The following is a 25580-nucleotide window of genomic DNA, read 5'->3' on the forward strand; positions in this document are numbered from 1 at the left end:
TCAGGTCGGCGTGCGCCCGGTGTCTCGCACCTCAGCAATGGCGGGCCGGCCCCAAACCTGCTCTACCGTCACCGGCCCGTCACACAGCTCGGCCGCGGGCATCGGCAGGAACGGCGCCAGCCCCACGGCTTGAAGTGCACGCCGACGGACAGGGGCCGGAGTGGGTGGCTGAACTCCAACGCGCGGGTGGGCATGGTGACCACGCAGCCGTCGGCGTACTTGGCCGTCTCGATGTCGGTGCCGGCGCGGATGCGGAACGGCGCCCCGAGGTTGACGATGAGCAGCGCCGACGGCATCGGCGGCAGCGTCAGCCGGCATTGTGAAGAGCCTGATAAGACAGGCTGAGCCGTCAGGCCCCGGCGTCCTTTCGCGACGCCCGCGCTAGCCGTTCGACGAGGTCGTCCGGGATCGGTTTGCGCGGCGAGAAGGTGATGCCGGTCTTGGTCGCCTTTAGGCCGGCGGCCGCGATTTCTTCGGCGTGCTCGGAGATGGCGCCTGGAAGGAGATACAGCCCGCACTGTTTGCTGAACGCCGCATAGCCCGCGACGACCGAGCCGCCGATCCTGAACCCCGGCATGTTGTAAGCAACGATCTCCTCCGCTTCCGGCAGGGCGCGGGCCAGTATGGCGCGCAACCGTTTCAGCGAGGGCTGGAAGGGCTCGGGCGCCGCGGCAATGTAGGTGTCGTGGTCAGCTATCGCCGTCATGGCCGCGTCTCCCTTCTGATTGTTTTCAAGGTTTTCGTTCCATCCTGCCGAATATCGGCTTACATTGTCCGGGCGGTGCCCGCATCGCGGAGCCAGTGTCTCCCACCGTGTGCATGTCCGAGACCTAGTCTAGGGCGCGGCGCGTACCTCGCTGAGATCCACCAAGAGCAGCAGATGATGGCCAGCCAGAGCGAGTTTCGCTCGTAAAGGGGCTAGTGCACCTCATAGGTCGTGGCGAAGTGGGCAACAAAGCATTCCGCGCATTTCTCGCTAGGGGCAATGGATGACTTCTCGGAAGAACCATGACAACCAATCTGCAGCTGCGCAAGGAGATGCGGGCCGCTTGTGCGGTCAAGTGACTTGCGCGTCCAACGCGAGCCTGCCTTCGTCGGTAAGTTGGCAATGACGGGAGTTCGTGAGCAGGAGTTGGCTGAGTAGCCTCATGCCGGTGGGCGAACCTCGTAGGATCCGCGTTCGACGTCGGGACGACGTGACCGCAACTGAACTCGTTGGCGGCGTGGAGAAGCGCGAGCTGTTCCTTGCCGCATACGACCCAGCGTGGGCGAGCCAGTACGCCGTGCATGAGGCTCATGTGCGAGCTGCGGTGGGGAGCATCGCGGTCGCGGTCGAGCACATCGGATCCACGTCGGTCCCTGGTCTCGCCGCCAAGCCGATCATCGACATCTTGGTCACGGTGGCCGACATCACCGCGGAAGAGGATTACCTCGAACCGTTGGTCGCATCGGGCTATGTGATGCGCGTTCGCGAGCCGGGTCATCGAATGGTTCGTACCGAGCAGCGCGATGTGCACATTCACATCCTCGAGCTCGGCGACCCCGCAGCTGGTGACTATCTCCTTCTGCGGGACCACCTGCGGATCGACCAGGCGGACCGCCAGCTCTACGAGGCCACCAAGCGCGATCTGACGAAACGTGATTGGCCCGACATGAACGCATACGCCGATGCGAAGTCTGCGGTCATCGAGGAGATAAAGGGACGCGCCCGTTCTCGACTCGCCACGAGCTAGTTCGCTCGGGCTTCAGGACGCTCATCGGCTTGGCCGCTGACGGCGAACCGCAGCGGATCCTTGTCGACGTGTTCGAGGACCGCTGAACGAATCGCTGAGCGACGTCAGCGGACGCCGCGTTGTGATCCACTCGCCGAGTTCGTCAAGGATGCTGCCGGCTTCGGCAGTGAAGTTGATCCGGCCGGTCATAAACGGGCGGCCCGCTTCTCTTCGAAGCGAGCCCGGACATCCCGGCCGGAACTGCTCGGGACGGATTGGCCTGGAGTGCGTCGTACGCGGCAGCAGCGACGGTGCGTAGCCACGACTAGGACCCCAGGTCGAAGGGCTCATCCGGGTGACGATTCGGGCACCCTAGAGCCACGTGCTTGCGCACGTCGGGAGGCAGGGACACGCCGATTATCGGCCGGAGACTGCGTGCCTGCATAGCACTGACGATGCTGTTAAAGTGACTGCATGGGTGTCGCTATCACGGTGCGGGACGTGCCGGACAAGGTGAGAGACGAGCTGGCCGCGCGTGCTGCCCGCGCCGGGATGTCCCTGCAGGCGTACCTGCGTAGCATGCTCATCCAGAGCGCCAGTCGGCCCGCCGTCGACGACCTCATCGCTCGTGCTCGCTCCCGCGTCGAGGCCACCGGCGTCCGGGTCGACGCCGAATCGATCATCGCCGCTCGCGACGCCGACCGGCGATGAGGCAACGCGTCGTTTGCGACGCCTCCGCGGTGGTCGCGGTCCTGCTGGACGCAGGTCAAGATGGACGGTGGGCCACCGACGCCCTTACTGGCGCGGACCTTGCCGCTCCCACTGTGCTCCCGTTCGAAGCGGCCAACATCATCCGCCGTCACGAGCTCGCCGGGCTCATCACCGCTGACCAGGCTGCTCAGGCGCATTCCGATCTTCTGGACCTGGCCATCGAGCAGTGGCCGTACGAACTCCTGGCGCCCAGAGCTTGGCAGCTTCGTCAGAACCTGACCGCCTACGACGCCAGCTACGTCGCCCTTGCCGAACTTCTTAGCACCGCGATCGTCACCCTTGACAGCCGCATCAGCCGCGTACCCGGCCTGCGCTGCACAGTCGCTACACCGTAAGACGATCCCCTAACGGCCACGAGATCCTTGGGTGCCCCGAGCCCGCGCCGTCCAAGGTCGGGTATTCAGCGCCTGGTCTCGTACCTGGTCAGGAGTACGCCGTCGGGGAACGTCCGGGTCTCCACCAGGTTCAGGTTCACCCAGTTGTCCAGGGCGGTGAAGAACGGCGTGCCGCCGCCCACCAGGACCGGGTGGGTGACGATCGCGTACTCGTCGATCAGGCCGGCCCGCATGGCCGCCGCGGCGAGGGTGGCGCCGCCGACGTCCATGGGACCGCCGTCCTCAGTCTTGAGCCGGGTGATCTCGGTGACAGCGTCGCCGGTGACCAGGCGGGCGTTCCAGTCGACCGCGCTGGTCGTCGAGGAGAACACCACCTTCGGCATGTCCCGCCAGCGGCGGGCGAACTCGATCTGCGCCGGTGTGGCGCCAGGCTGCTGGTCGGCGGTCGGCCAGTGGGAGCTCATCGTCTCCCACAGCTTGCGCCCGTACAGCGCCAGGCCCGTCGCCCCCACCCGGTCGGACCACCACTGGAACAGCTCGTCGCTCGGCACGCTCCAGCCGAGGTCGTCGCCGGGCGCGGCGATGTAGCCGTCCAGGCTCACGTTCATGCCAAACGCCAGTTTCCGCATGGCGTCAGCCTCCCGTGAGTCGGTATTCGCCGTACAGACCAACGCGGCGCGGAAAATTCATCGAGCGCGGTCCCTCAACTCCTCGCTGTACTTCCGCAGTGCCGCCATGACTCTGATCCTTCCGTGGAACGAGAGCCTCCACCCCCCGGATCATCGACGACTGGGGGCAAAGAGCCATACCGGAACCGACAGGCCAGCACCTCCCGATCCACACGACCCCGAGGGCTGCGAAGAAGGTAACGTGCCCATCCGGACACTTCCGCCGCAAAGAGGCGCGGGGCGGACGTTTGACAGGACAGGCCTGTCAGCTGCCGGTACGGGTGGCACCTGCCAGATGCGGTTGTTCGAGGGGCGGGACCGCGAAGGCGGTCGGTGCGTGAGCGACAGCGATCCAGGAATGAGGACCGAGGAACGTGTGGATGAGTGACGGACGCAAGCTGACCGGCTGCTATGGCACCTGGCGCGGCCGCGACGTGGAACTGAAGAGTCGGACGCCGCTGAACGGCGAGCACCGCTTGATAAAGGACGGAGGTGAGAGGCCCGGACCGAATTGGCGGGAAGTGTTCTACCCCAACCGGTTCGCCCGCACTCCCTACCACTACTGGCTCGACGTGCCCGAGGCGGAGGTCTCCGAGGCACACTGCATCGTCGCGACCGGCTACGTGCCGATGACCAACGACCGCGATTATGACTTCCAGGTCCATGTGCGGATCATCGCCCAAGACGGAGCGGGCCGGCTGGCCGTCGAAACCGAGACTAATGAGCCCCGGATCTATTGGGGTCCGCTGGCGCGTGAGTTTGGTTTTGAGGAATACGAACGCTCCTTCATGTTCGGCTGGGTCCCTGGCGACAGGGTCACCGACATCCGGATGGAACGCCAGCACTAGATGTACTGCCCCGGCTGGTGGTGCTCGTTAGACGATGCGTGCCCACCCGCGTGGGGAGAGAGAGGGCGACGGCCCAACGGCAGAGCCTGCGGTGAGACGTCTCGTGGACTGCCGGCGAGCCGTTGCCGCGCAACGAAGTCGTGCCGTTCGTTGTGCGCTCCCTCTGGTTTCTTGCCCGAAGCCCACGACACGCCAGCCGAGGACTCCGCCGGGCGCCGTCCGACCACCAGGAGTGCACTGGTCTCATGACTGACATCGTCGACAACTTGTTCGTGATCACGCCCGAGGGTGCAGCAGGGACTGAAGCGCGTGCGCGCATTCAGCTCAGGGGAGCTCGTTCGTGTGCTCCCGGGCACAGCTGCTGGTGTGGGAGGCCCCGTACGTTCCCGAATACTTCTTCCCCGAGGCGGACCTGGAAGTGGACCTGCGGCCGGCCGGCGAGGGACCGCGGTACGACTACCTCCACCACGCCCAGGGCGACCACTCGCGCATGGTCTACTCCGAGATCCTCACCGACGAGACCAAGGAGACCGCGGCGGCGTTCACGACCCGCGCCCTGGACCACTTCGCCGCCCGCGGCATCAGGGTCGAGCGGGTCAGTACAGCTAGTCGACGCCTTCGGTCGTCGTCGGCGTGATGTCCGCGAGGTTCGCCTGGATGTCGTCCCGTGCGGCCCGGAGCTCGGTAAGGACGTCGTCCTGGACGAGTTCCGCGTACCGCACGGACGGGGCGGCGATCGCGAGGGCTGCGATCACCCGGCCTGCCGGGTTGTGGATCGCCACCGCGACCGCGGCTACGCCGGACTCTGTCTCGCCGTTCGACACCGCATACCCTTGCTGGCGGTAGACGCGGAGCTGAGAGATCAGCCGGTCCAGCTGACGATCGCTCAGTCCGTCACCCTGGGCCTGGACCATGGGGCTCTGGTACATGGTCCTTACCCTGTCCTCCGGGATATGAGCGAGAAGTACCCGTCCGCCGGCCGCCGTTGCTGCCGGCACGACGGCCCCTGGGCGGGCGACGATCCGAAGCATCTTGTCGCCCTCGAAGCTGTCGAGGAACCGCAGCTTGGTGCCGACGCGGATCTGAAGGTTGACCGTCTCGCCGGTGAGTTGTGATAGCTCCTCGAGGGGAGTGGCTGCCGCGGTGCGCAGCAACTCTGTCCCCGGCATCCTGACCGGCACTGCTCCCACAGTGGGACCGGGCACGTAAACCCGCCTGTCGTCCTGCACCGCGAGGCCGTGGAAGACGAGCATCGACATCAGCCGGTGCACTGTCGACTCAGCAACCCCGAGCTCGATCGCCGCAGTCTTCAGTCGAACCTCGCCGCGGTCCCTCAGCATGTGCACCAGTCGTATGGCGTTGTCGACCGAGGCGATTGCGTACGCGGGGCGCTTGGGCGCCGGCAACTTCTGCATGGCACAAGAGTATTGCCCGCCGACGTACCGCCCTCGAATATGAGAGCGCTACCGACGGAAGACTGAGCCCCGCAGGCGGAGGAACGATCCAGTGAACGAGCGCGTACGACGCGAAGACGAGCTAGTGGCGGTACGAGAGCGGGACTGGACGTTCCTCATCGGCGGCGCCTTGCGCAGTGCAGAAGATGGCCGGACGTTCCCTGTGATCGATCCGTATACCGTCGGCCTGCTCGCCGACGTCCCTGACGCCTCGCCCTCCGACGCCGATGCAGCGGTCGATGCGGCGCGTGCGGCACTGCCTGCCTGGCGGAAGGTGCCGGTGCTCGAGCGTGCCAAGCACCTCTATCGGCTCGCCGACATCGTCGAGGCCAACGCTGAGGAGCTCGCCTTCCTCGAGATGGTCGACACGGGGTCACCGATCTCGAACGCTCGGGCGGACGTGACGCTCGCGGTCCAGCAGATCCGCATGTACGCCAACCTCGCGCTGGAACTTAAGGGCCAGACGATCCCAGCGAGCAGCGGTCTGCATTACTCCATCCGGCAGCCAGAGGGCGTGGTCGTCAAGATCAGCGCGTTCAACCACCCGCTGATGTTCGGCTGCCGCTTCGCTGCCCCCGTCCTCGCGGGCAACACGGTCGTCGTCAAGCCGTCAGAGCTGGCACCGCTGTCGATGCTGCGCCTCGGTGAGCTCATCGTGGACGAGTTCCCGCCCGGCGTCGTCAACATCGTCGTGGGGGCAGGCGCATCGGTCCCCGATCGCCTCGTACGCCATCCGGCGGTCCGGCGCATCTCGTTCATCGGCTCCGAGTCGACCGGACGAGCGATTCAGCGGGCTGCCGCCGAGTCGGGCGTCAAGCACGTCACCCTCGAGCTCGGCGGGAAGAATGCGATGGTCGTCTTCGAGGACGTCGACGTCGATGAGGCCGCGCTGGGGGCCGTTAAGGGAATGAACTTCACCTGGTCCGGCCAGTCGTGCGGGTCGAACTCGAGGGTCCTCGCGCACAGCAGCATCGTCGAGGAGCTGACCGACAAGATCGTCGACCTGGTTCGGGCACGGAAGATCGGTGACCCGATGGACGAGGCCACCGAGCAGGGCACGATGATCGACCGCGGCCAGTACGAGAAGTCTCTGGAGTACATCGAGATCGCCAAGCAGGAGGGCGCACGGGTCGTCGTCGGGGGAGGACGCCCGGAGGGTCCGGGGTTCGACGACAGGTTTTTCGTCGAGGCGACTGTGCTGACCGACGTGCGGCCCGAGTTCCGCATCGCGCAGGAAGAGGTGTTCGGACCGATCATGAGCGTCATCCCCTTCGACACCGAGGACGAAGCCATCCGCATCGCGAACGGCGTGGACTACGGGCTGACCGCGAGTGTGTGGACCAAGGACCTCAACCGGGCGCTGCGGGTGGTCGAGGAGTTCGAGGCCGGATACATCTGGGTTAACCACTCGTCCACCCACTTCCCCGGCACCCCGTACGGAGGGGTCAAGCGCTCCGGCGTCGGGGCCAAGGAAGAGTGCCTCGAGGAGCTCTTGTCCTACACCGAGGAAAAAGTCGTCAACGTCGTCTACTAGCCCCGGTCACCGGCCGGGGCTGATCCCGGTCGCGCCGCCGATCGATCCGCAACAGGAGCCAACAGCATGAGCCTTCTTCCCCTGACCATGGCCGCCGTCGACTACGACCGCTTCCACGCCCTGAGTGGCGGGACGGTCCGCCCCGAGGGGATCGACCTCGAACTGGTCCCGCTCGAGGTCGAGGAGGTGTTCTACCGACAGGTGAAGTACGCCGAGTTCGACGTGAGTGAGATGAGCCTGTCGACCTATGTGCTCAACCTCGGCCGCGACGACTTCCCCTACGTCGCCCTTCCTGTCTTCCCGTCCCGGTACTTCCGGCACCAGTCCATCTTCGTCAACGAACGGAGCGGCATCACCTCCCCGCAGGACCTGCGTGGGAAGAAGGTTGGCGTGCCCGAGTACCAGATCACCGCCAGCGTCTGGCAGCGCGGCATCCTCCGTGACGACTTCGGGGTCAGGCCCGAAGACATCGAGTGGTACACGGGCGGCGTCGACGAGCCCGGCCGCGAGGAGAAGTCCAGGATCTCGCTTCCTGACGACGTCCGGGTCCAGGCCATCGGACCGCGGGACACGCTCTCCCAGATGCTGGCCGGCGGCGAGCTTGACGCACTCTTCACCGCGCACGAACCGTCCGCCTTCCGGGCGCACGAGCACGTCGTCCGCCTGTTTCCTGACTACAAGGCGATCGAGAAGGACTACTTCGCCCGCACCGGGATCTTCCCGATCATGCACTGTGTCGTCGTCCGCCGGAGCGTTCTCGACGCACACCCCTGGGTCGCCCGCTCACTCGTCAAGGCGTTCGACGCCTCGCTGCAAGTCGCGATGCGCGGCCTGCTGTACCGCAGCTCGCTCAAGGTGGCCCTGCCGTGGCTCGCCGACCACGTCGAGGAGACGGTGGAGGCCCTCGGCCCGGACTACTGGACGTACGGCATCGAGGCGAACCGCACGGTTCTCGAGACCTTCCTGCGCTACTCCCACGAGCAGGGCCTCGCGGCCCGGCGCTATGCGCCGGAGGAGATCTTCGCGCCGAGCACGGCGAGCGCGTTCACCATCTGATCGTCCCAGATTCGAGCTCACGACAAACCAGCGCCCCCTCCTGGTGACCAGGAGGGGGCGCGGTGTCGTGCCACCAGGACCGCTGCGCTGGCACCTGCGAGCGCGACGTCCTGTGTCAGCGGGGAAACTCGCCGAGCGACGGTCCCCACTTGTTGAGCATGCCGAGGTCGACCTCCCAGGTCTGGGGATACATCGGGTGCTGCTCGTGCCAGGGCCGCTCGTCGAAGTACCCGAGCTCCTCGTTCGTCATGACGTCCATCTGTGTGTACAGCTCGATGGTGTGGCCGTCGGGGTCGGTGTGGTAGGTGAAGACGTTGTGACCGGCGGTGTGGCGACCAGGCCCCCAGAACAGTGAGTAGTCGTCGCGAGCCAGCGTGTCGAGCATCGTCTGGAGGTGGTTCATGTCCCGGGCCTCGTAGGCGATGTGGTGCATCCCCGAGAAGTTGTCGCTCTGGATGAAGTTGGCCGAGTGGTGCATGGAGTTGCAGCGGAGGAAGACGAAGAAGTCGCCCACGGTGTCGGACCACCGGAAGCCCAGGGCCTCCTGGTAGAAGGCACGCATGTTGTCGGTCGAGGTCGTGTACGCCGCCACGTGACCCAGCTTGGTCGGACGCTGGTCGAACGTCGCGCCCACTCCGCTCGGAGTCTGCGACTCGTACAGGTGAACCGGCGTCCCGGTCTCGGCTTCGTCGAGGACGAGCACCTGGGGCGTGCCCGGACCGATGTCGCTGCGCAGCTCCGACTCCAGGCCGATCGCGGACAGACGACGCCGTGCGTCGCTCAGTGAGCCGGCGATCTCGTAACCGATGGATTGGCGGCCGGACGCGACGTCCGCCTTCTCGATCACCACGCAGTGGTGGTCGGACCCAGTCGTGAGGAACACCAGGTCGGGCGACTCCTCCACCAGGGCGAACCCGAGCGTCTTCGTGTAGTACTCCTTGAGCCGGTCGACGTCCGGCGTCGTGAAGGAGACGTAGCCCAGCCGACCGACCTGGACGGCCGGGTCCTCAGCCTTCCCAGGCATCTGTGTGGTGGACGTGGCTGCTGTGTTCGTGGCGTCACTCATCGATCGGTTCCTCCTGTTGACGATGTGGGGCCGGCGTGCGCCGGCACCGGTTCCTGGCGCGGCCTGCTGCCGCCGTAGCGTGTGGCGCGCAGAGCGTGGGACGCGATCTGCACTCGGGACAGCTCGTCGAGCATCGCGACCGCGGCCGCGTCGAAGGCGTCGGTGCTCCGGAACGCGCCCGCGTCCAGGTGACGGTGCACGAACGGGATGTTCACCGACTCGTGCAGCACGAGCGCCTTGACGGCCACGAGGACTGCCCCGAAGGACTCGGCGGCGCGCGCCCCGGCGCCGACGTTGCTGCCGTAGCTGACCATCCCGGCCGGCTTGTCGGACCACTCGTGGAACAGGTAGTCGACGGCGTTCTTCAGGGCGGCGCTGTATCCGTGGTTGTACTCCGGCATGACGAACACGAAGGCGTCAGCCCGCTGCACGCGCTCGCTCCATCGCCTGGAGTGTGCGTGCTCGTACCGGCCCATCTTTGCGCCGACCGGTTCGTCGAGCAGCGGGAGGTCGATCTCGGCGAGGTCGACCAGGTCGACGTCGAACCCGCCGTGCCCGGCTGCGATCCTGTGCACCCAGTGCGCGACCTCGGCGCCGACCCGACCGGGCCTGGTGGCTCCGATGATGATCTGGAGGGTCGGCCGGGCCGCGCCCTCGCCGTCGACGTGGGTCGGGACGAATGGCGCCGCGGGGTCGTCGTTCCGGGTGTGGACGCCGGTGCCGCTCATGCTCATGCGCCCCTCGGTGGGGCGATGGTGGTGGTGAGCCGGCCGAGGAGCTCGATGTCGACCGTGACCGTGTCGCCCGGGCGCAGGAACTCACCACGCGGCATGCCGACGCCGGCGGGGGTGCCGGTGAGGATGACGTCGCCCGGCTCGAGGGTCACGTCGCGGCTCGCCGCCGCGACGAGCTCCGCCACGCCCGCGATGAGACGGGAGGTGTTCGATCGCTGCTTCGTCACGCCGTTGACACGGCTCTCGATGGAGAGCGCCTCGGGGTCCGGGACGAGCCACGCGGGCACCACCCCGGGACCGAGCGGGCAGAGGCCGTCGAGCGCCTTGTGGGCGTACCAGTCCGAGGCGAACGGGGGTGCGATGGCGTCGTCCCGGAAGAAGAGCCCGCGCGCCGACAGGTCGTTCGCCGCGACGTAACCCGCGACGTGGTCGAGTGCTGAGTCGACGGAGACGTTGACGCACCGGTCGGCGATCACGACTCCCATCTCGGCCTCCCAGTCGAGGTTCGGGTCGGGCGCGCCCGGGAGCGGGACGTGGGCGTCGGGGCCGACGATCGTCGTTGTCGGAGGCTTGAGGAAGAACCAGGGCGCGGGACGGCCGACCACCTTGCCGTCGCTCATCTCCGCCAGGTGGTCGGAGTAGTTCGCGCCGGCGCAGATGAGCTTGCGCGGATACGTGATCGGGGCTGCCAGCGTGGCACCGGGGACGACCACCAGGTCGGAGGGGTCGAGGTCGACGAGGGCGCCGCGCCACTCACCCCATCGGTCGAACAGCTCCGCCGATGTCGCGGGCCAGCCGGATGGCACCGCGTGCATCACGTCCCCGGCGAGGATTCCCAGGTGAGTTCCGTCGTCGTCGACGTACTGCGCGATCGACCACGGTGCGGGCGAGGGAGAGGTCTTCATACGAGGGTCGCCCCCTCCGTCGCAGCACCGGCCACGTAGCGCGCCCGAATCGTGGCCCAGCGTCGGCCCGCCTCGGTGCCACCGGCGATGTACTCCTCGGGTGCGGTCGTGTACGGGTGACGGGTCGGCCCGGGGTTGCTGTATCCCGACCCGATGAACTTGGCGCGGTCGATCTGGATGCTGTAGGCCATGAACTTGGCGAGGTCGCCGTCCGGGAAGAGGGGCTCGAGGGCCCACTCCAGCTCTTCGTCGATCCGCTCGGCGACGTCCCAGTTCCTGGTGCGCAGCGCCTCGGAGAGCGCGACGAGCGGCTCGGGTCCGCAGGCCGCGTCGCCGGTCCAGGCTGCGTGGACCTGCCCCGGGAACGCCTTCACCATGCTCACCCAGTTCTCCACCAGGGGCAGGAGGGCGAACCGGCCGTCCAGGGCGGCGAGGTCGGCCCCGAATGTCTCGGTCGACTTTCCGCCCGTGTACTTCGCCGCCACGATCTGGGGGATCGTCGCCAGGCCCGCGTACGCCGTCGTGGAGATTTTTCCCTTGAAGACGCCAGGGTTGTCGTAGGCCACCAACGCGGCGTCGGGCAGAGCGTCGGCCACCGCACGGTAGTAGTCGACGATCTGGTGGTCGTCCAGGGGCAGCCAGCTCGGTCGTCCCACGAACAGGCCGTCGGCGCCGAGAGCCATCAGTGCCGCGCCGCGGCGGATGGTGTCGCGTGTGTTGGGTGCCGTGGGGCCCACCATCACCGGGATGCGCCCGTCGACGACCTTGACGACGGTGTCGGCGAACGCGAGGAGCTCGTCCTCGGTAAGAGTGGCCACCTCGCCGAAGGTGCCCGTCGTCATGAGGACATTGACCCCCGCGGTGACGACGTTCTCCACGAGCCGGGCGGTCTCCTCCAGATCGACCGTCGACACTGCGGTGGGCGAGTCGGCACCGGGCAGCGCCGGCGTCGGGATGATGCCGACGACGCCCCGGATGTCGTCGGCGGTGACCCGCCGGCTCACCGCTCGTCCTTGCCGTAGAACGCGCCCTGCGCGTACAGGGGCTTCAGCGGCGGCGTGGGGTTCGCCGGAGCCGGCGTCGCACCGATGATGGCCTCCGGCTCCTCGTAGAGCAGGCCGAGCCTCTGGTAGGCGGGGATGTCGTGCACCGAGAACAGCAGGACCTCGTCGCTGGCCGAGGCGTTGGTCCACCGGAAGTTCGTCCAGTTCGGCAGCGAGATGACGTCGCCGGCCTGGAAGGTGATCGTGCCGTTGTCGGTCTCGAGCGTGCCGTTGCCGGCTATCACGTAGACGACGGCGCTGGAGGTCCGGCGGTGGGTCTTGCCGGAGAAGCCGGGGACAAGCCGCTGGACCCAGCAGTCGATCGTGTCCATCGTCGGCCCGCCGGTGACCGGGTTCGCATACCGCAGCGCCAGCCCGTCGTAGGGCGATCCGACCTCGTTCCCGTACAGGGCGAGGCGCTCGCGGACGTCGCTCCATGCGTAGCGCAGGGGGAGTCGCGTGGTCCGCTCCTCCTCCCACGTCGGCCGCAGCCAGTGGCTGCGCGTGCCCACCCACTCGGACGTGCTTGGGCGGAGCTTCTGGCTGTCCTCGCCGTACGGCTCGTAGAACAGCGCCCCGAGCTTCTGGAGCAGGCCGACGTCGAGCGCGTCCAGCCAGTAGACGTCCTTGTCGGAGGGGTTGTGGTGGTCGTGCCAGGAGAAACGGGGAGTGAGGAGGAGGTCGAAGTCCTCCATCACGAGCTTCTCGCCGTCGACAGCGGTGTACGCCTCGGGGTGTCCCTGGGTCACGAAGCGGAGCGCGCCGGGCGAGTGGCGGTGGGACCAGCAGATCTCACCCGACTTCACGAGCTGGAACCCGGCTGCGAGGTTGTGGGTCGTGATGGCGCCGCGGTCCTTCAGACCCGGGTTCACGCAGGTCAGGTGCCGACGGGCGGTGTCGACCGTGCCCAGGACGTCCGTTGCCTCGTCGAGCGCCTCCTTGGTCTCCGCCCAGCCCCAGCGGTGCGGGACGCCGGCGGGCTGAGGGCCGCCGATGGAGGCCATCAGGTACTTCTCCGCTTCCCACTGGCCGCTCCAGTTCTTCCCGGCGAGCTTCTCGTTGAACGCCTCGAGCCTCGCGTTGCTGGTGTGGTTCTCCGTGGTGGTCATGAAGACTCCTTCCTCACTTTTCGAGCGCCCGGCACTCTCTGTAAGCGCCCGGCATCCGGGCGAGCTGCCCTGGGTTGCTGGTGATGCTTGACGTGGTCTCGGGGGCTCAACGCCGAACCCTCGGTGGGACCGTGGCGCGGTCGGCGCCGGTCGTCACCTCGAAGGTCTCGATCGTCCTTCCGGGCGCTTGTCGCGACGGCACCAGGAGACAGGTGCTGTCAGTGGTGCTGATCACGTTTGCATCGTGACACAGGCCGATGGTGAATCCCTTTGGGATTCTGACTGTCAGAAGTGAGCGCGCGGGCGTGTGGAGGTGGGTGCTGCATCGCCCTCCCGACGACCCGAAACAGTCGGTGTGAGCCCCGCCGCGAGTGCCGGTCGACCTCCACCGAGGCAGTGACTTCTGGGACGCAGAATCTCGTGGAGGTGCCATGGGCGCGCGCATAGCGTCGCCAGGGAGGAAGCGTTCCTCACCGTCGGTGACGAACGCACGAGCCGGCCGGCTCGAGGACGATGCCCGGTCCGTCGTCACCAAGAACAAGGAGTCCCATGTCGAACATCCGCCGTGCACGGCCTCTTACGGGGCTGCTGCTCGCCGTACCCCTGGCGCTCGCCGCGTGCTCGTCGAGCGCGGGCGGCGACTCCGCCGGCGCGGCCGAGGCGCAGACCGCCGCCGCAGCCGGGGGCTCCGAAGAGCTGATTCCCGTCACCGTCGGCGCGCTCCCGATCGTGCCGACGGCAGCACTTCTGTACGGGGTCGACAACGGGATCTTCGAGGAGCACGGACTGGACGTCACCCTCGAGACCGGCGCCGGCGCGGAGAACTTCGTCGCCGCCCTCGTCGCCGGTGAGTTCGACTTCGCCTCGGTCAACACCGTCTCGGTGATGGTGGCGCTCGACAAGGACGTCCCGATCACCGTGACCTCGGGCTACTCGCAGGCGTGGAGCGATGCCGACGGTGAGGACATCTCCGCCGTCCTCGCCAAGCCCGCCTCGGGCATCACGAGGCCCGCTGACCTCGAGGGGCGCACGGTCGCGCTCAACCAGGTGAACTCCGCAGGGATGTTGAGCATCCGGGAAGCCGTGCGTCTGGACGGCGGTGACCCGGACGCCGTCAAGTTTGTCGAAATCAAGTTCCCGAACGCGATCGCGGCACTCGAGAGCGGGGACGTCGACGCGATCTGGGAGGTCGAGCCGTTCATCACCATCGCGCAGCGCGGTGGCGCGGAGGTGGTCTCGTGGAACTTCCTCGAGGCGTCGCCCGGCGTGAGCACCCAGATCATGGTGGCGGAAGCCGGCGTCGACCCTGCGCTCGTCGAGCAGTTCACCACGGCGCTCACCGACGTTCTCGAGCAGGCCGAGGGGGACGCCGAAGGCACGCGGCAGTCGCTGGTCAACCTGCTCGAGATGGATACCGCGCTGGCGAAGAGCGCACGGATGGAGCACTTCACCACGGCCATCAACGTCGACGCGGTCGCGCGCTTCGCGGAGCTCGCGCTCGAGGAGAAGTTCATCGACGAAGCGGTCGACATGTCCGCGTTTCCTGCCGCCCCCGAGTGATATCGAAACGCTCGAGAACGCTGTGCTCATTGAAACCGCGCCGACCGCGCGAGCGCGCGGGGCTCGCATTTCTCGACGTTTCTTCAGATCAGAAGTTTATGGATCGCTCGGCGCGGATCGGGCAGGGTGAATCAATACCCGGCCAATGGCGAGATCGATCGCCGAACCGAAATCGGCCGAAAGCATACGAAACAGAGAGGTTTCGGGTAATGACACCCAGAACGTTTGCCTCGCCGTCGGGCGCCGGCGTCAGCCAGAACCTGACGCCTCGCAACGGCGACGGGCTGTCGCCCGACGAGTTCAAGGCCGCTTTCCGCAATCACCCCGCAGGCGTCGCGCTGATCACCGCCGACGACGGCGAGAGGCCGGTCGCCCTCACCGCGACGTCCGTGATCTCTGTGAGCGCGGTCCCGCCGATGCTGGTCTTCTCGGTGACGGAGTTCTCGTCGAGCGCGCCGGTCCTGCGCGCAGCCGACACGGTCGTCGTGCACCTGCTCGGGGCCGAGCAGCTCGACCTGGCGAAGCTGGGTGCCACCAGCGGGATCGACAGGTTCGCCGACACCACCCTCTGGTCGCGACTGCCGACCGGTGAGCCGTTCTTCCCGTCGGCGTCCGTCTGGATCCGCGGTCGCGTCGTCGAGAAGGTCATCGTCGGCAACTCCATCGTCTTCGTCGTCCAGGGCCTCGAGGCGAAGATCGGCGACTCGGATGTCGACGCGGCGGAGCGCGAGTCCTCGGTTCCGCTCGTGTACCACAACCGGACGTGGCACCACCTGGGCCAGGGCTCGAGGGTCGAGTAGGGCGGGTGCACCGGCAGGCGCTGAGCCGTCCCGCCGGCACATCACGGCCGTGATCGGCTGGTCACTTCTAGGCACCGGAAGAAATCGAAAGAACGGAACGGCCCTCTCACTCTGGTTCCGTCGAGAAGGCAAACACCCATCGCCGTGCCGGCATTGGTGCCGAAAACAAGGAGGTTCTCATGAACGTTGACACTGCGACGATCCCGTCCACCGCCGGTCAGATCAAGCAGCGGGTCGCCGAGCTGGTCCCGGTTTTCCGCGCGCGGATCGAGGCGAGCAACCGCGATCGCAGCATCCCGCGAGAGTCGATCGACGACCTGGTCGACGCCGGGCTCGCACGGATGCTCGTCCCTGCCCGGTTCGGGGGCTCCGCCCTCACGACGCGGGACGCCGTCGAGGTGACCACCGCCGTCGCCCACGGGTGCCCGTCCACCGCGTGGCTGTCGTGGCTGATGATCCACGACCCGCAGCTCGTCTCGATGTTCCCGCTCGAGGCGCAGGAGGCGGTGTGGGCCGACGGTCCCGACGTCGTGGTCGCGGGCTCTCACATGGGCATGACCATCACTCCCGTCGAGGGCGGCTACCGCCTCTCCGGCCGCGGGGCGTTCACCAGCGGCTCCAACAACGCGGGGTGGGTCTACGTCGGCGGCATGCTCCCGCAGCCGGCCGGCCCGCCCCAGATCCGGTACTTCCTCCTGCGCGCAGGGCAGTACACGGTCGAGGACACGTGGGACACCGTCGGCATGCGTGGAACGGGGAGCAACACGGTCGTCGTCGACGACGTGTTCGTCCCGGAGAGCTTCAGCATGCTCCACGACGACGCCCGGGACGGCACCAGTCCCGGATCGAAGATCCACGACACCCCCGCTCTGCGGCAGCCATGGGTGGCCATCGGGAGCCTCGGCTTCATCTCGACGATCGTCGGGGCGAGCCAGGCTGCCTACCAGGAGGTCGCAGCTGCGCTCGCCCAGAAGAGGACTCCCGCAGGGGCTCGCGTCGCCGAGAGCGAAGGCCTGCAGGTCGACGTCGGCCTGATCGCGGCCAAGCTCGACGCAGCCCTCGAGCTCCTCAACGGGCAGGCCGACCGAGCGGACGCCGGGGGTGACCTCACACTGGAGGAGCGCGCTGCACGCAGCCGGACCCAGACGTTCGCGGCGCAGCTGGCGCTGGAGGCCATCGACAAGCTGATGGAGATCGGCGGGACATCGATGTTCGCCTCGGGGGCGTTCGCGCAGCAGGTCTGGCGCGACGTCCACTTCGCCGCAGCCCACATCTCGATCAGCAAGCGCGCCACCTATGCGCGCCATGCCCGGGCCGTCCTGGGCGTCGAGCCGCCCTTCGAGCTCTTCTACTGACCACAGCCGCCTGTCTCAACGGAGTGACGGGCCATCAAGGGAGTACCGGTGTGGCAGTGTGCTTCCCGGAGATCAAGAAAGGACGGCACCACGGTGACCGCAACGAACATCACCACCGGTCTCACCAAACAGGAGGCCATCAGGCGCGCCGAGGCGCTCGTCACGGTGCTCGCCGAGCGGGCGGCCGCGACGGAGCAGCTGCGACGGGTCCCGGACGAGTCGATATCCGACCTCAAGCAGGCCGGGCTCGTCTCGATCGCACGCCCTGAGCGGTTCGGCGGTCCGGGTCTGGACTACGACGCCGCATTCGAGGTCGGCTACACCCTCGCGCAAGGCTGCGCCTCGACCGCGTGGATCACCGGGCTCACCCATATTCACGACTACGCCGCCGGTCGCGCGTCGGTGCAGGCGCAGGAGGCGTACTTCAGCGCGCCGGACACCATGAGCGCGTCGGCTTTCGCCCCCATGGGGAAGGTGACGCCCGTCGACGGAGGGTGGATGTTCGAGGGGGCGTGGGCCACCTCGAGCGGTTGCGACCACGCCACATGGGTCCTGCTGGGTGGTGCGGTGGTCGAGGGTGACATGGTCCTCGCGATGGTGCCGCGCGACGCGGTGGAGATCGTCGATGACTGGCACGTCGCCGGGCTGCGCGGCACGGGGTCGAAGACGGTGAGGATCAGCGAGCCGGTCTTCGTGCCCGAGTGGCGGTGGATCCCGCGCTTCGGTGGCGATGCCAACCTCGAGATGCGTGACGAGTACGAGCGGCCTTCATACGGGGCGCCCGTCGCGGGCATGCTGCCCTTCCCCCAGATCTCGGTGCTGCTCGGCACGGCCCGCGCCGCGGTGGACACGTTCGCGAAGCAGGCGATGGAGCGCCGGATCCCCGGCGGCGCGCGGATCGCCGACCAGGTACCGATCCAGGTGCGTCTGGCCGAGTCCGAGGCCGAGGTTGATGCGGCACTGCTCCTCGCACGGTCGACCATCGCGGAGCTCATGAAGCGCGGTGCGGCGGGCGACACCTTCTCGGTCGAAGACCGTGTGACCTGGCGCCGGAACCACGCCTACGTCGCGAAACTCTGCGTCCAGGCAGTCAACAGGGTCTATGACGCAGCCGGCGGCGGCGCGATCTACGACCGCAACCCCATGCAGCGCTTCCACCGCGATGTCCACGCAGGCTCGCACCACATCGGCCTCAACTGGGACGACAACTCGGTTCTCTACGGGCGGGTCCGCTTGGGCCTGGAGCCCCAGGGGCTCTTCTGGTAGTCACCAGAAGAGAGAGGGGGCCGGGCACTGGTAGCCAAGCGGCTCGTCGACAACCGAGTGCTCACGCGATCAGCCAGGCGGGCTCGATAAGACGGCTGGAGCTGGCGCGGGAGCACTCGCGTGTCGGGATGGGAGCCCGGTGAATCCGTGGATGCCCAACCGATTCCGCCTCTGACGTGTGTGGTGCTCGACTCGGCGCGCGACATCGAATCCCGGAGTCCAGGACTCCTGACATGTTCGCTGGCGCCGTGCTGCACCCCAGGCAACTCGGGAATGGGGATGCTTCTTCTGGCTGACGGAAGCTGATAACCGGATTCTGCGGTCGCCCCTACCTTGAAAATCGATGAAGCCGTGACCCGAGGCAAAGGAGCCCCATGACCGACCTGACGCTTTCACCAGCTGCCCTACCCAGCAATCCCGCAGGCGTGGAGGAATCCGTGGCGCGTCCGCGTGTCGGCGTGCTTCCTGTGGTGATCCTGATCGCCGCAGCCTGCATGCCTATACTCGGTTCCACGTCGATCGCGCCGCTGCAACCGTCGATGATCGCAGCGTTCCCTGATCAGCCAGGAGCCGAAGTGCTTGTGGCCATGTCGCTGACCGTGCCAGCGCTGGTCATGGGGCTCACTGCGTTCACGATCGGCCGTTTCATGGACGCGATCGGACGGAAGCGCGTGCTTGTGGCTGCGCTATTCCTGTACGCGTTCTTCGGGACGATGCCCCTGTATCTGCACGACTTACCCCTGATTCTCGGCAGCCGAGTCGTCGTGGGCATCACCGAAGCGGCGATCTTCGCAGGAGTCACCACGATCCTCGCCGACTACTTCACTGGCGGCCGACGAGCGCGGTACTTCGGCATTCAAAACATCGCCACCTGCCTGTCTGCAGTGGTGTTCATCGCCCTGGCCGGCGTGCTCGGCAGCGGTAACTGGCGCATCCCCTTCTGGATGTACACCATCGCCGTCGTGCTCGGAGTGCTCGCGTGGGCTTTCCTCCCCGTGACCGGCGGCGAGCGCGTGAAGCGCGTGAAGCTTTCCCCGGTGGATTGGAAGCTCTTGCGCAACCCGGTGCTGTTCACGATCGCAGCAGGCATCGCGTTCTACATCCCGGTCGGGCTGCTGTCCTTCAAGCTGGACACGATCGGTGTCGTCTCGACAGCCGTTATCGGCGGCTTGAGCGCGATCGCTGCGTTCGCAACCGCGATCGGCGCTGGCTCGTACGCGTCCATCCTGAAGCGGCGACCTAACGTGCTGCTGCTCGCGGGCTTCGGGCTCTTGGGCATCGGGCTCCCGTTGCTCGGGCTCGGAGAGAGCATTCCGGTGGTGGCAACCGGCGCAGTCATCGCCAACATCGGTGGGGGCCTGCTCATTCCCACCCTGCAGAACTGGTCGGTTCAGAGCGTCCCGTTCGAGCAGCGCGGTCGCGCCGCAGGCTGGTTCACATCGAGCTTCTTCGCCGGGCACTTCATCGGCCCGGTGCTGATCGTGGGCCTGTCGACCACGATTCCGATCGGTGTACCGATTGCGATCTTTGGCGCTGCGGCACTCGTCATCGCCGTCATCGGTCGCCTGACTGTGCGACTCCGCCCGAACGAAGAGGTTGCCGCGTAGCATCCGCGTTCACTGTGAGGCGAGGGCGCGAGCAACATCCCTCACCTCACCGGCGGCACCGCCTTCGCGGTCGGTGCCGCCCACCAGCAACAGCTTCTCGAAGACAGAAGAACGTGGCAAACAGGTACCGGTCAGCGATGGTCGAGGGCAGCTTCAGTCGCCGCCGGTCCGTCTCCGGCCAGGGGACGAGTCTCGCGTCGTGCCAGGTTGGTCGCTACCTACGGTTGAGCTTTGACTCTCTCGGGTTTCGCGACTGCTTTTTCTGGACCGGCGTCGCGCATGTTGACGCCCATGATGCCGACCCGCAGGGTGCGGTGCCCTGAATCGATGACCCCGTCGTGCACGGTGGCTTCGAGTTGGAGGAAAGCCTGTACGTCGCGCAGCCGAGTCTCACAATGGGCGGACACACAGCCGGTGTGCGGCCGTCGCGCTGCGGTCGGCGGAATCGGGATTCGCCGTACCGACTCCCGGCCGGAGGCAGCTTGAGCTGCGCCAGCGGCGGCGTCCCCCGAGGCGTCGGCGTCATCCCGTAGTGCCATGCCACCGACCACGGCTCCTTGTACAGTTGTGCCCAGCGGGCCCTCTGCCGCCGCTCGCCGCGGATGCCGCCGTCGGCCCTGCACCCGTCAGGGAGCCACCATGGCCGAGACACCGCTCATGCCCCTCACCTACCGGCTGCGCTCGCTGGCCCTGCCGATCGTGCCCGGCCAGGAGGAGCACGTCCACCGGGTGCTGGACCAGCCCCTGGGCGCCGAGACCTTCCGCGAGCTGCAGGGCCTCGCCCGGCACATCGGCGTGACCGCGGAGTTCAGAGAGGTCGTCGGCTACTTCGGCACGCCGCCGGGGCACACGCCCCCGGGATTCCGGCTCGCCATGAACCTCGAGGCGGACGGGCTCCTCGCGGTCGACCTCGTCCGCGACATCTCCTACGACACCGACGGCGTGCTGCGCCCCACCAACGTCCTGTTCTCGGCCGACAGCGCCAACCCCTACGAGATCGAGCCGATCGCCGGGCTGATCGCGAACCTCACGTGCAACCCCGGCATCATCTACGACCTCTTCCTCAACAACCCCGCGGCCAACGTCGGCGGCACTTTCCGGACGCGCGAGGAGGTGATGGGGGAGATCGGCCGCATCCTGGGCCCGGGCAGCGACGTGTGCGTGGAGCTGAACAACCCGTTCGAGCCGGACTTCGGCAGGATCCTGGAGGAGGCCGAGCGGTTCCGGCAGATCCTCTCGCGCTGGCGGGTGGTGATCAAGGTGCCGCACACGGGACCGGTCAACGAAGCCAACGTCGGCCAGCTCCTCAGCGGCGACAAGCACCTGGACCGGCGGTGGTGGGAGCCGGCGACGGCGGACGCTCTCCGCGGGCACAACCTCGCCCTGAAGCTGCACGAGCACGGCTTCCGGGTGAACTTCACCCTGATGTTCGAGCCATACCAGGCCCAGCTGGCGCTGCAGGCGCGGCCCTACTTCATCAACAGCTTCATCCGGCACCGCCTCATGCAGTCCACGAGGATGATCGAGCTGCTCGACGACTTCGCTCAGAGCCAGGACGACGGCGTGCTCGTGACGCTGCGCGACTACCTCATCCAAACCGACTACCTGGCCCGGACGGACACCGACTTCCCCCTGCAGGAGTGCCGGCGCCTGGCGGAGCAGGTGGTCACCTACCGCCGGACCCGCACGCCCGAGGGCTGCGACGGCCTGGACTCCGTGCGGCACAACCTGCGGGTGCTGCGCGAGACGAACATGCCCGACACTCGCCTGATCGTGTGCTCCATGGAGGGTGAGCGGAACTACCCCGAGGTCGACAGGCTGCTGGCCAGCGACGAGTTCTGCGACATGAGCCGTCGCGTGGTCGTGACGGCGGAACCCGGGTATCTCGCGCGGTTCACGTCCACGAACCAGGTCATCAGCTACCAGCGGCGGTTCATGACCGCCGCCCAGGGGCACTGACCACGGGCGACGCCGGACCGGGCCCTGGGCGAGGCCGCTGAGCACGGGCGACGCCGGACCGCGCCCGGGGCGAGGCCGCTGAGCACGGGCGACGCCGGACCGCGCCCGGGGCGGGCGGGGTCCGGCGTCGTCATGGTCAGGGCCGGCGGCCGGCGCCTCAGAACACGCGGATGGCGATCTCCGCGGGCGCCTCGAGGAGCTTCGTGATCTCGTCGTCGAGCCGGACGAGGGTGAGGGAGGCGCCGGCCATGTCGAGGGAGGTGCAGTACTCCCCGACGTAGCTGCGCCGGACGTTGATGCCCTGCGCGGCGAGCTTCTCGTGGGCGATGCCGTAAAGCAGGTACAGCTCGCTGATCGGGGTGCCGCCGAGCCCGTTGACCATCAGGGCGACGTCGTCGCCGGAGGCGAAGGGCAGGTCGGGCACCACGGCGCCGAGGAACTCGTCGACGATCGCGTCCGCCGTCATGATCTTCGCCCGGCGCCGCCCCGGCTCGCCGTGGATCCCGACGCCGATCTCGATCTCGTCGTCGCCGAGCTCGAACAGCGGCGCCCCCTTGGCCGGCGGCGTGCAGGCGGTCAGGGCGATGCCGAGGGTGCGGGTGACGGAGTTGACCTTCTCCCCGATGCGGACGACCTCGTCCAGGTCCGCCCCGGCCTCGGCGGCGGCGCCGACGGCCTTCATGACGAAGAAGTTGCCCGCGACCCCACGGCGACCGACGGTGTAGGTGGAGTCCTGCACGGCGACGTCGTCGTCGATGAAGAGGGTGCGCACGGTGAGCCCGTCGGCCTCGGCCAGCTCCTGGGCCATCTCGAAAGCCATCTTGTCGCCCGTGTAGTTGTTGACCAGCAGCAGCACGCCCTTGTCGGAGGCGAGCAGCTTGGCGCTCTCGTAGACGTAGTCCGACGGGGGCGCGGCGAAGACGTCCCCGGGGCAGGCGCCGTCGAGCATGCCCCTGCCCACGCTCATCACGTGGGCGGGCTCGTGGCCCGACCCCGAGCCCTGGACGATGGAGACCTTGTCGTTGCGGGGGGCGTCGGCCCTCATGATGAGGTTGTAGTCGGGCACGTAGCGCAGGGTGTCCGGGTTGGCCAGCGCGATGCCCTTGAGCATCTGCGGGACGTAGTCCTTGGGGTCGTTGACGAACTTTTTCACGGCGTCCTCCACATCGTTGTGAGTGATCGGTGATGTTCGGTCCGGTCCCCCCGGCTCGGGGCTGGCGTCGGTGCCGGCGTGGCAGGCTCAGGAGGCGGCGGAACCGTCCTGCCACCGGTGCGCGACCTCCTCCGCGAGCACGGCGATCGCGAGGGCCCCGGGGTCCGGCGAGCCGATGCTCCGCTCGCCGGTGTAGGAGGCCCTGCCGCGCCTGGCCTGCAGCGCGCTGGTGGCCTCGGCGCTCTCGCGCGCCCGGGCCGCGGCGGCCTCGAGGGCCACCTGGGTCTGGGCGCCCTGCTCGAGGAGGTCGGCCAGGGTGTCGGTCATCGGCACGAGCGCGTCAAGGAGGGTCTTCTCGCCGAGGTCGGCGCCGCCGCGGGCCTTGATGCCGGTGATCGCTGCCCGCAGCATCTCGACGACGTCGGACCCGCCCAGCACCTCCTTCCCCTTGGCGGCCGCGCCCGCGCGCAGGAACGCCGTGCCCCAGATCGGCCCCGACGTCCCGCCCATGCGGCTGGAGATGACCATCGCGACCTTCTGAAGGAACCCCCCGGCGTCGGTGCGGTCCAGGTCGTCCCACTGCTCGAGCACCTTCTCGAAGCCGCGGGCGAGGGAGTACCCGAAGTCGCCGTCGCCGACGACGGAGTCGAGCTCGCCGAAGTACTTCTCGTTCGCGACGGTCGTCTCGGCGACGGTCCGCACGACGAGCTCTGTGCGGTCGAGCGCTGCGGTCATCGGGGCGCCTCCCTTGTCCGGTCCAGGATCGTGCTGAGGTCCGTGAGGTGGACTCGGTCGCCCACCCCCAGGCCGAGGGGGTCGGCGAGCACCCGGGCGGGCTCGGCGTCGTCACCGAGACAGGTGAGGACCAGCGCGGCGCCGTCGAAGTTCTCCTCGGCGGTGTAGCTGCTCACCGTCACGACGGTGGCCAGCCCCGCGGCGAGCGAGGCGCGGAGGCCGTTCTCGCTGTCCTCGACGACGACGGCGTCGGCGGGGTCGAGCCCGAGCTCGCGCAGGGCGTGCAGGTAGATGTCGGGGGCCGGCTTCTTGTGGGGCACGACGTCGCCGGCGAACACCGCGAAGTCCGCGGCCCGCGCGGCCCCGACGGCGTGCTCCAGCACGGCGCGCACGGACACCTCGGCGGAGGTGGAGGCGACCGCCAGGCCCCAGCCGGCGGCGGCCGCCTCCTCGACGATCCGGGCGATCCCGGGCCGTGGCGGCATGACGCCGGCGCCGATCCTGGCGGTGTAGTGGGCCGTCTTGCGCTTGTGCCAGTCGGCGATCATCGTCTGCTGCTCCGCGGCGTCGGTGGGCAGGTGCGCCGCCGTGACGAGCTCGGGGGTGAGCAGGCTCGCCATGCGCTCCTTGCCGCCGCCGATCTTGACGCGCTCGGCGTACTCCTGCTCGGACCACTGCACCGGCAGGCCCACCTCGGCGAAGGTCTCGTTGAAGGCCGGCAGGTGGCCGAAGCGCTCCGTGTCGGCCAGGACGCCGTCGCAGTCGAAGACCAGGGTCGGGGCCACTACTTCGCCCCCGCGCCGTCGGCGTGCCCGGCCGAGCCGAACACGTCGAAGTACCGGGCGACCTCGGTCGTCACGGCCGCGGAGATGTCCTTGAACATCGACGGCGGGTCCCACTTGTCGCGCTCCTCCGCCCGGCGCAGGTGCTCGAGTGCGGCGCGCATGTAGGCCCGCTTCAGCCCGGTGGAGATGTTGATCTTGGAGACCCCGGCGTCGATGAACGTCCGGAAGTCCCCGTCGCTCAGGCCCGTGCCACCGTGCAGAACGATCGGCCGGTCGGTGAGCCGGGCGAGCTCGCGCACCCGGTCCGGGAGGAGCACGGGGGCCTTCGTGTACTGCCCGTGGGCCGTGCCGAGCTGGGGGGCGAGCAGGTCCGCGCCCGTGCGCTCGGCGACTTCGGCCAGCTGGTCCACGGAGTACGCGTGCACGGCGACGTCGGAGCCGACCCCGTCCTCGACCCCGACGATGTTCTCGATCTCCGACTCCACGTCGACGCCGGCCGCGTGCGCGAGGGCGACGACCTCGCCGGTCTCCTGCTCGGCCTGGGCGAGGTCGCGGTCCGAGGCGTCGAAGAGCACCGAGGACCACCCCGCCGCCACGACGTCGTCGATGACCGACCGGTCGGGGCAGTGGTCCAGGTGCAGCGCGACCGGGACGGGGGCCGGCGACGCGGCGGCGGCGAAGGTCCTGGTCATCAGGTCGACGCCGATCGACCGCACGGTCTTGACCGAGACCTGCACGATCACCGGCGAGGCCTTCTCGACCGCGGCGTCGATCACCGCTCGCAGACTCAGGTCGTCGAGGATGTTCACCGCGGGGACGGCGTAGCCGCCGTCCTGCCCCTTGCGGGTGAGCTCCAGCGTGGACGTGATCATGGGGAACCCTTCGTGGTGCCAGGCGCGCCGGGCAGGCGGGTGCGGCTCCGGGCTCCTGAGGCGGACAGGTCCACCACGACGACTGTCCTCTCCGTCGACGGACATCGCGCGCGCCTGCACGGAGACGCGGTATGGCGACTCTAGGCAGGTAGGGCAGGCCCGTCCAGCGCTCGTCCGCACCGATGTCGAGGCGGCCCACCGGCGTGGACGGCGCGCGGACGATTCGCCAGAGGAGCGGCGCGACGGCTCGCCG

At 68.1% G+C, this 25580-nt stretch carries 25 protein-coding genes and 1 pseudogene; 13 read left to right on the top strand and 13 right to left on the bottom strand.

From position 1 onward, the window contains the following. Positions 1 to 68: 68 nt before the first annotated feature. Together EJK16_RS19800 and EJK16_RS05155 are read right to left on the bottom strand one after the other, a co-directional pair. Positions 69 to 296, bottom strand: a complete 228-nt coding sequence (locus EJK16_RS19800; RefSeq protein WP_205739605.1) for a hypothetical protein — start codon at positions 294 to 296, stop codon at positions 69 to 71. A gap of 53 nt (positions 297 to 349) precedes the next feature. Beyond that, on the bottom strand, positions 350 to 706 hold the full coding sequence (locus tag EJK16_RS05155) for an iron chaperone (protein WP_127127028.1): 357 nt from the start codon (positions 704 to 706) through the stop codon (positions 350 to 352). Between the two features lie 490 nt (positions 707 to 1196). Here EJK16_RS05155 and EJK16_RS05160 point away from each other — a divergent pair, with 490 nt between their 5' ends. The 3 genes from EJK16_RS05160 to EJK16_RS05170 all read left to right on the top strand — a co-directional run bounded on the left by EJK16_RS05160 (position 1197) and on the right by EJK16_RS05170 (position 2818). Next, entirely contained in the window at positions 1197 to 1733 is a 537-nt protein-coding gene (locus EJK16_RS05160; protein WP_240645787.1) for a GrpB family protein, read from the top strand. A 453-nt stretch (positions 1734 to 2186) separates the two neighbouring features. Beyond that, positions 2187 to 2423: a hypothetical protein gene (locus EJK16_RS05165; RefSeq protein ID WP_127127032.1), complete on the top strand. Its 237-nt coding sequence runs from the start codon at positions 2187 to 2189 to the stop codon at positions 2421 to 2423. Beyond that, positions 2420 to 2818, top strand: coding sequence for a type II toxin-antitoxin system VapC family toxin (locus EJK16_RS05170; RefSeq protein ID WP_127127034.1), 399 nt, complete (start codon positions 2420 to 2422; stop codon positions 2816 to 2818). The genes EJK16_RS05165 and EJK16_RS05170 overlap by 4 nt, the downstream gene beginning before the upstream one ends. Positions 2819 to 2883: 65 nt before the next feature. Here the strand turns inward: EJK16_RS05170 and EJK16_RS05175 are convergent, their stop codons facing one another. After that, positions 2884 to 3447 (bottom strand): dihydrofolate reductase family protein, encoded by a 564-nt coding sequence (locus tag EJK16_RS05175; RefSeq protein ID WP_127127036.1) that lies wholly within the window; start codon positions 3445 to 3447, stop codon positions 2884 to 2886. 419 nt (positions 3448 to 3866) lie between these two features. Here EJK16_RS05175 and EJK16_RS05180 point away from each other — a divergent pair, with 419 nt between their 5' ends. Both EJK16_RS05180 and EJK16_RS05185 read left to right on the top strand, forming a co-directional pair. Beyond that, positions 3867 to 4334, top strand: coding sequence for a hypothetical protein (locus EJK16_RS05180; protein WP_127127038.1), 468 nt, complete (start codon positions 3867 to 3869; stop codon positions 4332 to 4334). Positions 4335 to 4779: 445 nt separating this feature from the next. Next, a pseudogene (locus tag EJK16_RS05185) lies at positions 4780 to 4938 on the top strand (IS481 family transposase); the annotation flags it as partial. A 1-nt stretch (position 4939) separates the two neighbouring features. Here EJK16_RS05185 and EJK16_RS05190 read toward each other — a convergent pair. Beyond that, positions 4940 to 5749 (bottom strand): IclR family transcriptional regulator, encoded by an 810-nt coding sequence (locus EJK16_RS05190; protein ID WP_127127040.1) that lies wholly within the window; start codon positions 5747 to 5749, stop codon positions 4940 to 4942. A gap of 124 nt (positions 5750 to 5873) precedes the next feature. Here EJK16_RS05190 and EJK16_RS05195 point away from each other — a divergent pair, with 124 nt between their 5' ends. Together EJK16_RS05195 and EJK16_RS05200 are read left to right on the top strand one after the other, a co-directional pair. Then, on the top strand, positions 5874 to 7322 hold the full coding sequence (locus EJK16_RS05195) for an aldehyde dehydrogenase family protein (protein ID WP_255411469.1): 1449 nt from the start codon (positions 5874 to 5876) through the stop codon (positions 7320 to 7322). Between the two features lie 66 nt (positions 7323 to 7388). Next, positions 7389 to 8378: an ABC transporter substrate-binding protein gene (locus EJK16_RS05200; protein ID WP_127127045.1), complete on the top strand. Its 990-nt coding sequence runs from the start codon at positions 7389 to 7391 to the stop codon at positions 8376 to 8378. 115 nt (positions 8379 to 8493) lie between these two features. Here EJK16_RS05200 and EJK16_RS05205 read toward each other — a convergent pair whose 3' ends face one another. From EJK16_RS05205 to EJK16_RS05225, 5 genes are read right to left on the bottom strand one after another with little or no spacing between them, the layout of a single operon-like run. Then, positions 8494 to 9444, bottom strand: a complete 951-nt coding sequence (locus EJK16_RS05205; protein WP_240645789.1) for a VOC family protein — start codon at positions 9442 to 9444, stop codon at positions 8494 to 8496. Next, a complete protein-coding gene (locus tag EJK16_RS05210; protein ID WP_205739606.1) occupies positions 9441 to 10178 on the bottom strand; it encodes an NADPH-dependent FMN reductase in 738 nt (245 codons plus the stop codon). Before EJK16_RS05210 ends, EJK16_RS05205 begins: the two co-directional genes overlap by 4 nt. After that, complete coding sequence (locus tag EJK16_RS05215; protein WP_127127047.1) at positions 10175 to 11083, bottom strand: fumarylacetoacetate hydrolase family protein; 909 nt, start codon at positions 11081 to 11083, stop codon at positions 10175 to 10177. The genes EJK16_RS05210 and EJK16_RS05215 overlap by 4 nt, the downstream gene beginning before the upstream one ends. After that, positions 11080 to 12087, bottom strand: a complete 1008-nt coding sequence (locus EJK16_RS05220) for a dihydrodipicolinate synthase family protein (RefSeq protein ID WP_127127049.1) — start codon at positions 12085 to 12087, stop codon at positions 11080 to 11082. Before EJK16_RS05220 ends, EJK16_RS05215 begins: the two co-directional genes overlap by 4 nt. Next, positions 12084 to 13235 (bottom strand): cupin domain-containing protein, encoded by a 1152-nt coding sequence (locus tag EJK16_RS05225; protein ID WP_127127051.1) that lies wholly within the window; start codon positions 13233 to 13235, stop codon positions 12084 to 12086. Before EJK16_RS05225 ends, EJK16_RS05220 begins: the two co-directional genes overlap by 4 nt. Before the next feature lie 549 nt (positions 13236 to 13784). On the opposite strand from EJK16_RS05225, the gene EJK16_RS05230 reads away from it, so the two are divergent. The 6 genes from EJK16_RS05230 (at position 13785) to EJK16_RS05255 (ending at position 21782) form a co-directional block, all read left to right on the top strand. Beyond that, positions 13785 to 14795 (top strand): ABC transporter substrate-binding protein, encoded by a 1011-nt coding sequence (locus tag EJK16_RS05230; protein WP_164737201.1) that lies wholly within the window; start codon positions 13785 to 13787, stop codon positions 14793 to 14795. Positions 14796 to 15004: 209 nt separating this feature from the next. Continuing rightward, positions 15005 to 15595, top strand: coding sequence for a flavin reductase family protein (locus EJK16_RS05235; protein ID WP_127127055.1), 591 nt, complete (start codon positions 15005 to 15007; stop codon positions 15593 to 15595). Positions 15596 to 15774: 179 nt separating this feature from the next. Continuing rightward, positions 15775 to 16950, top strand: coding sequence for an acyl-CoA dehydrogenase family protein (locus EJK16_RS05240; RefSeq protein WP_127127057.1), 1176 nt, complete (start codon positions 15775 to 15777; stop codon positions 16948 to 16950). Between the two features lie 93 nt (positions 16951 to 17043). Next, positions 17044 to 18216 carry an acyl-CoA dehydrogenase family protein gene (locus EJK16_RS05245; protein WP_127127059.1) on the top strand — a complete coding sequence of 391 codons (1173 nt, stop codon included), beginning with the start codon at positions 17044 to 17046 and terminating at the stop codon, positions 18214 to 18216. 374 nt (positions 18217 to 18590) lie between these two features. After that, positions 18591 to 19823, top strand: coding sequence for an MFS transporter (locus EJK16_RS05250; RefSeq protein ID WP_127127061.1), 1233 nt, complete (start codon positions 18591 to 18593; stop codon positions 19821 to 19823). 639 nt (positions 19824 to 20462) lie between these two features. Next, a complete protein-coding gene (locus tag EJK16_RS05255; RefSeq protein ID WP_127127063.1) occupies positions 20463 to 21782 on the top strand; it encodes a transaldolase family protein in 1320 nt (439 codons plus the stop codon). 157 nt (positions 21783 to 21939) lie between these two features. On the opposite strand, the gene dhaK is transcribed toward EJK16_RS05255, so the two are convergent. From dhaK to EJK16_RS05275, 4 genes are all read right to left on the bottom strand, one after another. Then, on the bottom strand, positions 21940 to 22935 hold the full coding sequence (dhaK, locus tag EJK16_RS05260; RefSeq protein ID WP_127127065.1) for a dihydroxyacetone kinase subunit DhaK: 996 nt from the start codon (positions 22933 to 22935) through the stop codon (positions 21940 to 21942). 87 nt (positions 22936 to 23022) lie between these two features. Further along, positions 23023 to 23670, bottom strand: a complete 648-nt coding sequence (gene dhaL / locus EJK16_RS05265) for a dihydroxyacetone kinase subunit DhaL (protein ID WP_127127067.1) — start codon at positions 23668 to 23670, stop codon at positions 23023 to 23025. After that, on the bottom strand, positions 23667 to 24455 hold the full coding sequence (locus EJK16_RS05270; protein ID WP_127127069.1) for an HAD-IA family hydrolase: 789 nt from the start codon (positions 24453 to 24455) through the stop codon (positions 23667 to 23669). Before EJK16_RS05270 ends, dhaL begins: the two co-directional genes overlap by 4 nt. Next, positions 24455 to 25327, bottom strand: a complete 873-nt coding sequence (locus EJK16_RS05275; RefSeq protein ID WP_127127071.1) for a class II fructose-bisphosphate aldolase — start codon at positions 25325 to 25327, stop codon at positions 24455 to 24457. Before EJK16_RS05275 ends, EJK16_RS05270 begins: the two co-directional genes overlap by 1 nt. Positions 25328 to 25580 lie beyond the last annotated feature (253 nt).

Source organism: Georgenia sp. SYP-B2076 (genome assembly GCF_003991205.1).
GTDB lineage: Bacteria > Actinomycetota > Actinomycetes > Actinomycetales > Actinomycetaceae > Georgenia.

Excerpts from the sequence above, each read along its gene's own strand:
- EJK16_RS19800 (WP_205739605.1), bottom strand. The coding sequence starts at position 296 with ATGCCGTCGGCGCTGCTCATCGTCAACCTCGGGGCGCCGTTCCGCATC.
- EJK16_RS05215 (WP_127127047.1), bottom strand. The coding sequence starts at position 11,083 with ATGAAGACCTCTCCCTCGCCCGCACCGTGGTCGATCGCGCAGTACGTC.
- EJK16_RS05250 (WP_127127061.1), top strand. The coding sequence starts at position 18,591 with ATGACCGACCTGACGCTTTCACCAGCTGCCCTACCCAGCAATCCCGCA.
- EJK16_RS05230 (WP_164737201.1), top strand. The coding sequence starts at position 13,785 with ATGTCGAACATCCGCCGTGCACGGCCTCTTACGGGGCTGCTGCTCGCC.
- EJK16_RS05170 (WP_127127034.1), top strand. The coding sequence starts at position 2,420 with ATGAGGCAACGCGTCGTTTGCGACGCCTCCGCGGTGGTCGCGGTCCTG.
- EJK16_RS05210 (WP_205739606.1), bottom strand. The coding sequence starts at position 10,178 with ATGAGCATGAGCGGCACCGGCGTCCACACCCGGAACGACGACCCCGCG.
- EJK16_RS05190 (WP_127127040.1), bottom strand. The coding sequence starts at position 5,749 with ATGCAGAAGTTGCCGGCGCCCAAGCGCCCCGCGTACGCAATCGCCTCG.
- EJK16_RS05225 (WP_127127051.1), bottom strand. The coding sequence starts at position 13,235 with ATGACCACCACGGAGAACCACACCAGCAACGCGAGGCTCGAGGCGTTC.
- EJK16_RS05255 (WP_127127063.1), top strand. The coding sequence starts at position 20,463 with ATGGCCGAGACACCGCTCATGCCCCTCACCTACCGGCTGCGCTCGCTG.
- EJK16_RS05200 (WP_127127045.1), top strand. The coding sequence starts at position 7,389 with ATGAGCCTTCTTCCCCTGACCATGGCCGCCGTCGACTACGACCGCTTC.
- EJK16_RS05275 (WP_127127071.1), bottom strand. The coding sequence starts at position 25,327 with ATGATCACGTCCACGCTGGAGCTCACCCGCAAGGGGCAGGACGGCGGC.
- EJK16_RS05175 (WP_127127036.1), bottom strand. The coding sequence starts at position 3,447 with ATGCGGAAACTGGCGTTTGGCATGAACGTGAGCCTGGACGGCTACATC.
- EJK16_RS05165 (WP_127127032.1), top strand. The coding sequence starts at position 2,187 with ATGGGTGTCGCTATCACGGTGCGGGACGTGCCGGACAAGGTGAGAGAC.
- EJK16_RS05205 (WP_240645789.1), bottom strand. The coding sequence starts at position 9,444 with ATGAGTGACGCCACGAACACAGCAGCCACGTCCACCACACAGATGCCT.
- EJK16_RS05155 (WP_127127028.1), bottom strand. The coding sequence starts at position 706 with ATGACGGCGATAGCTGACCACGACACCTACATTGCCGCGGCGCCCGAG.
- EJK16_RS05180 (WP_127127038.1), top strand. The coding sequence starts at position 3,867 with ATGAGTGACGGACGCAAGCTGACCGGCTGCTATGGCACCTGGCGCGGC.
- EJK16_RS05235 (WP_127127055.1), top strand. The coding sequence starts at position 15,005 with ATGACACCCAGAACGTTTGCCTCGCCGTCGGGCGCCGGCGTCAGCCAG.
- dhaL (WP_127127067.1), bottom strand. The coding sequence starts at position 23,670 with ATGACCGCAGCGCTCGACCGCACAGAGCTCGTCGTGCGGACCGTCGCC.
- EJK16_RS05240 (WP_127127057.1), top strand. The coding sequence starts at position 15,775 with ATGAACGTTGACACTGCGACGATCCCGTCCACCGCCGGTCAGATCAAG.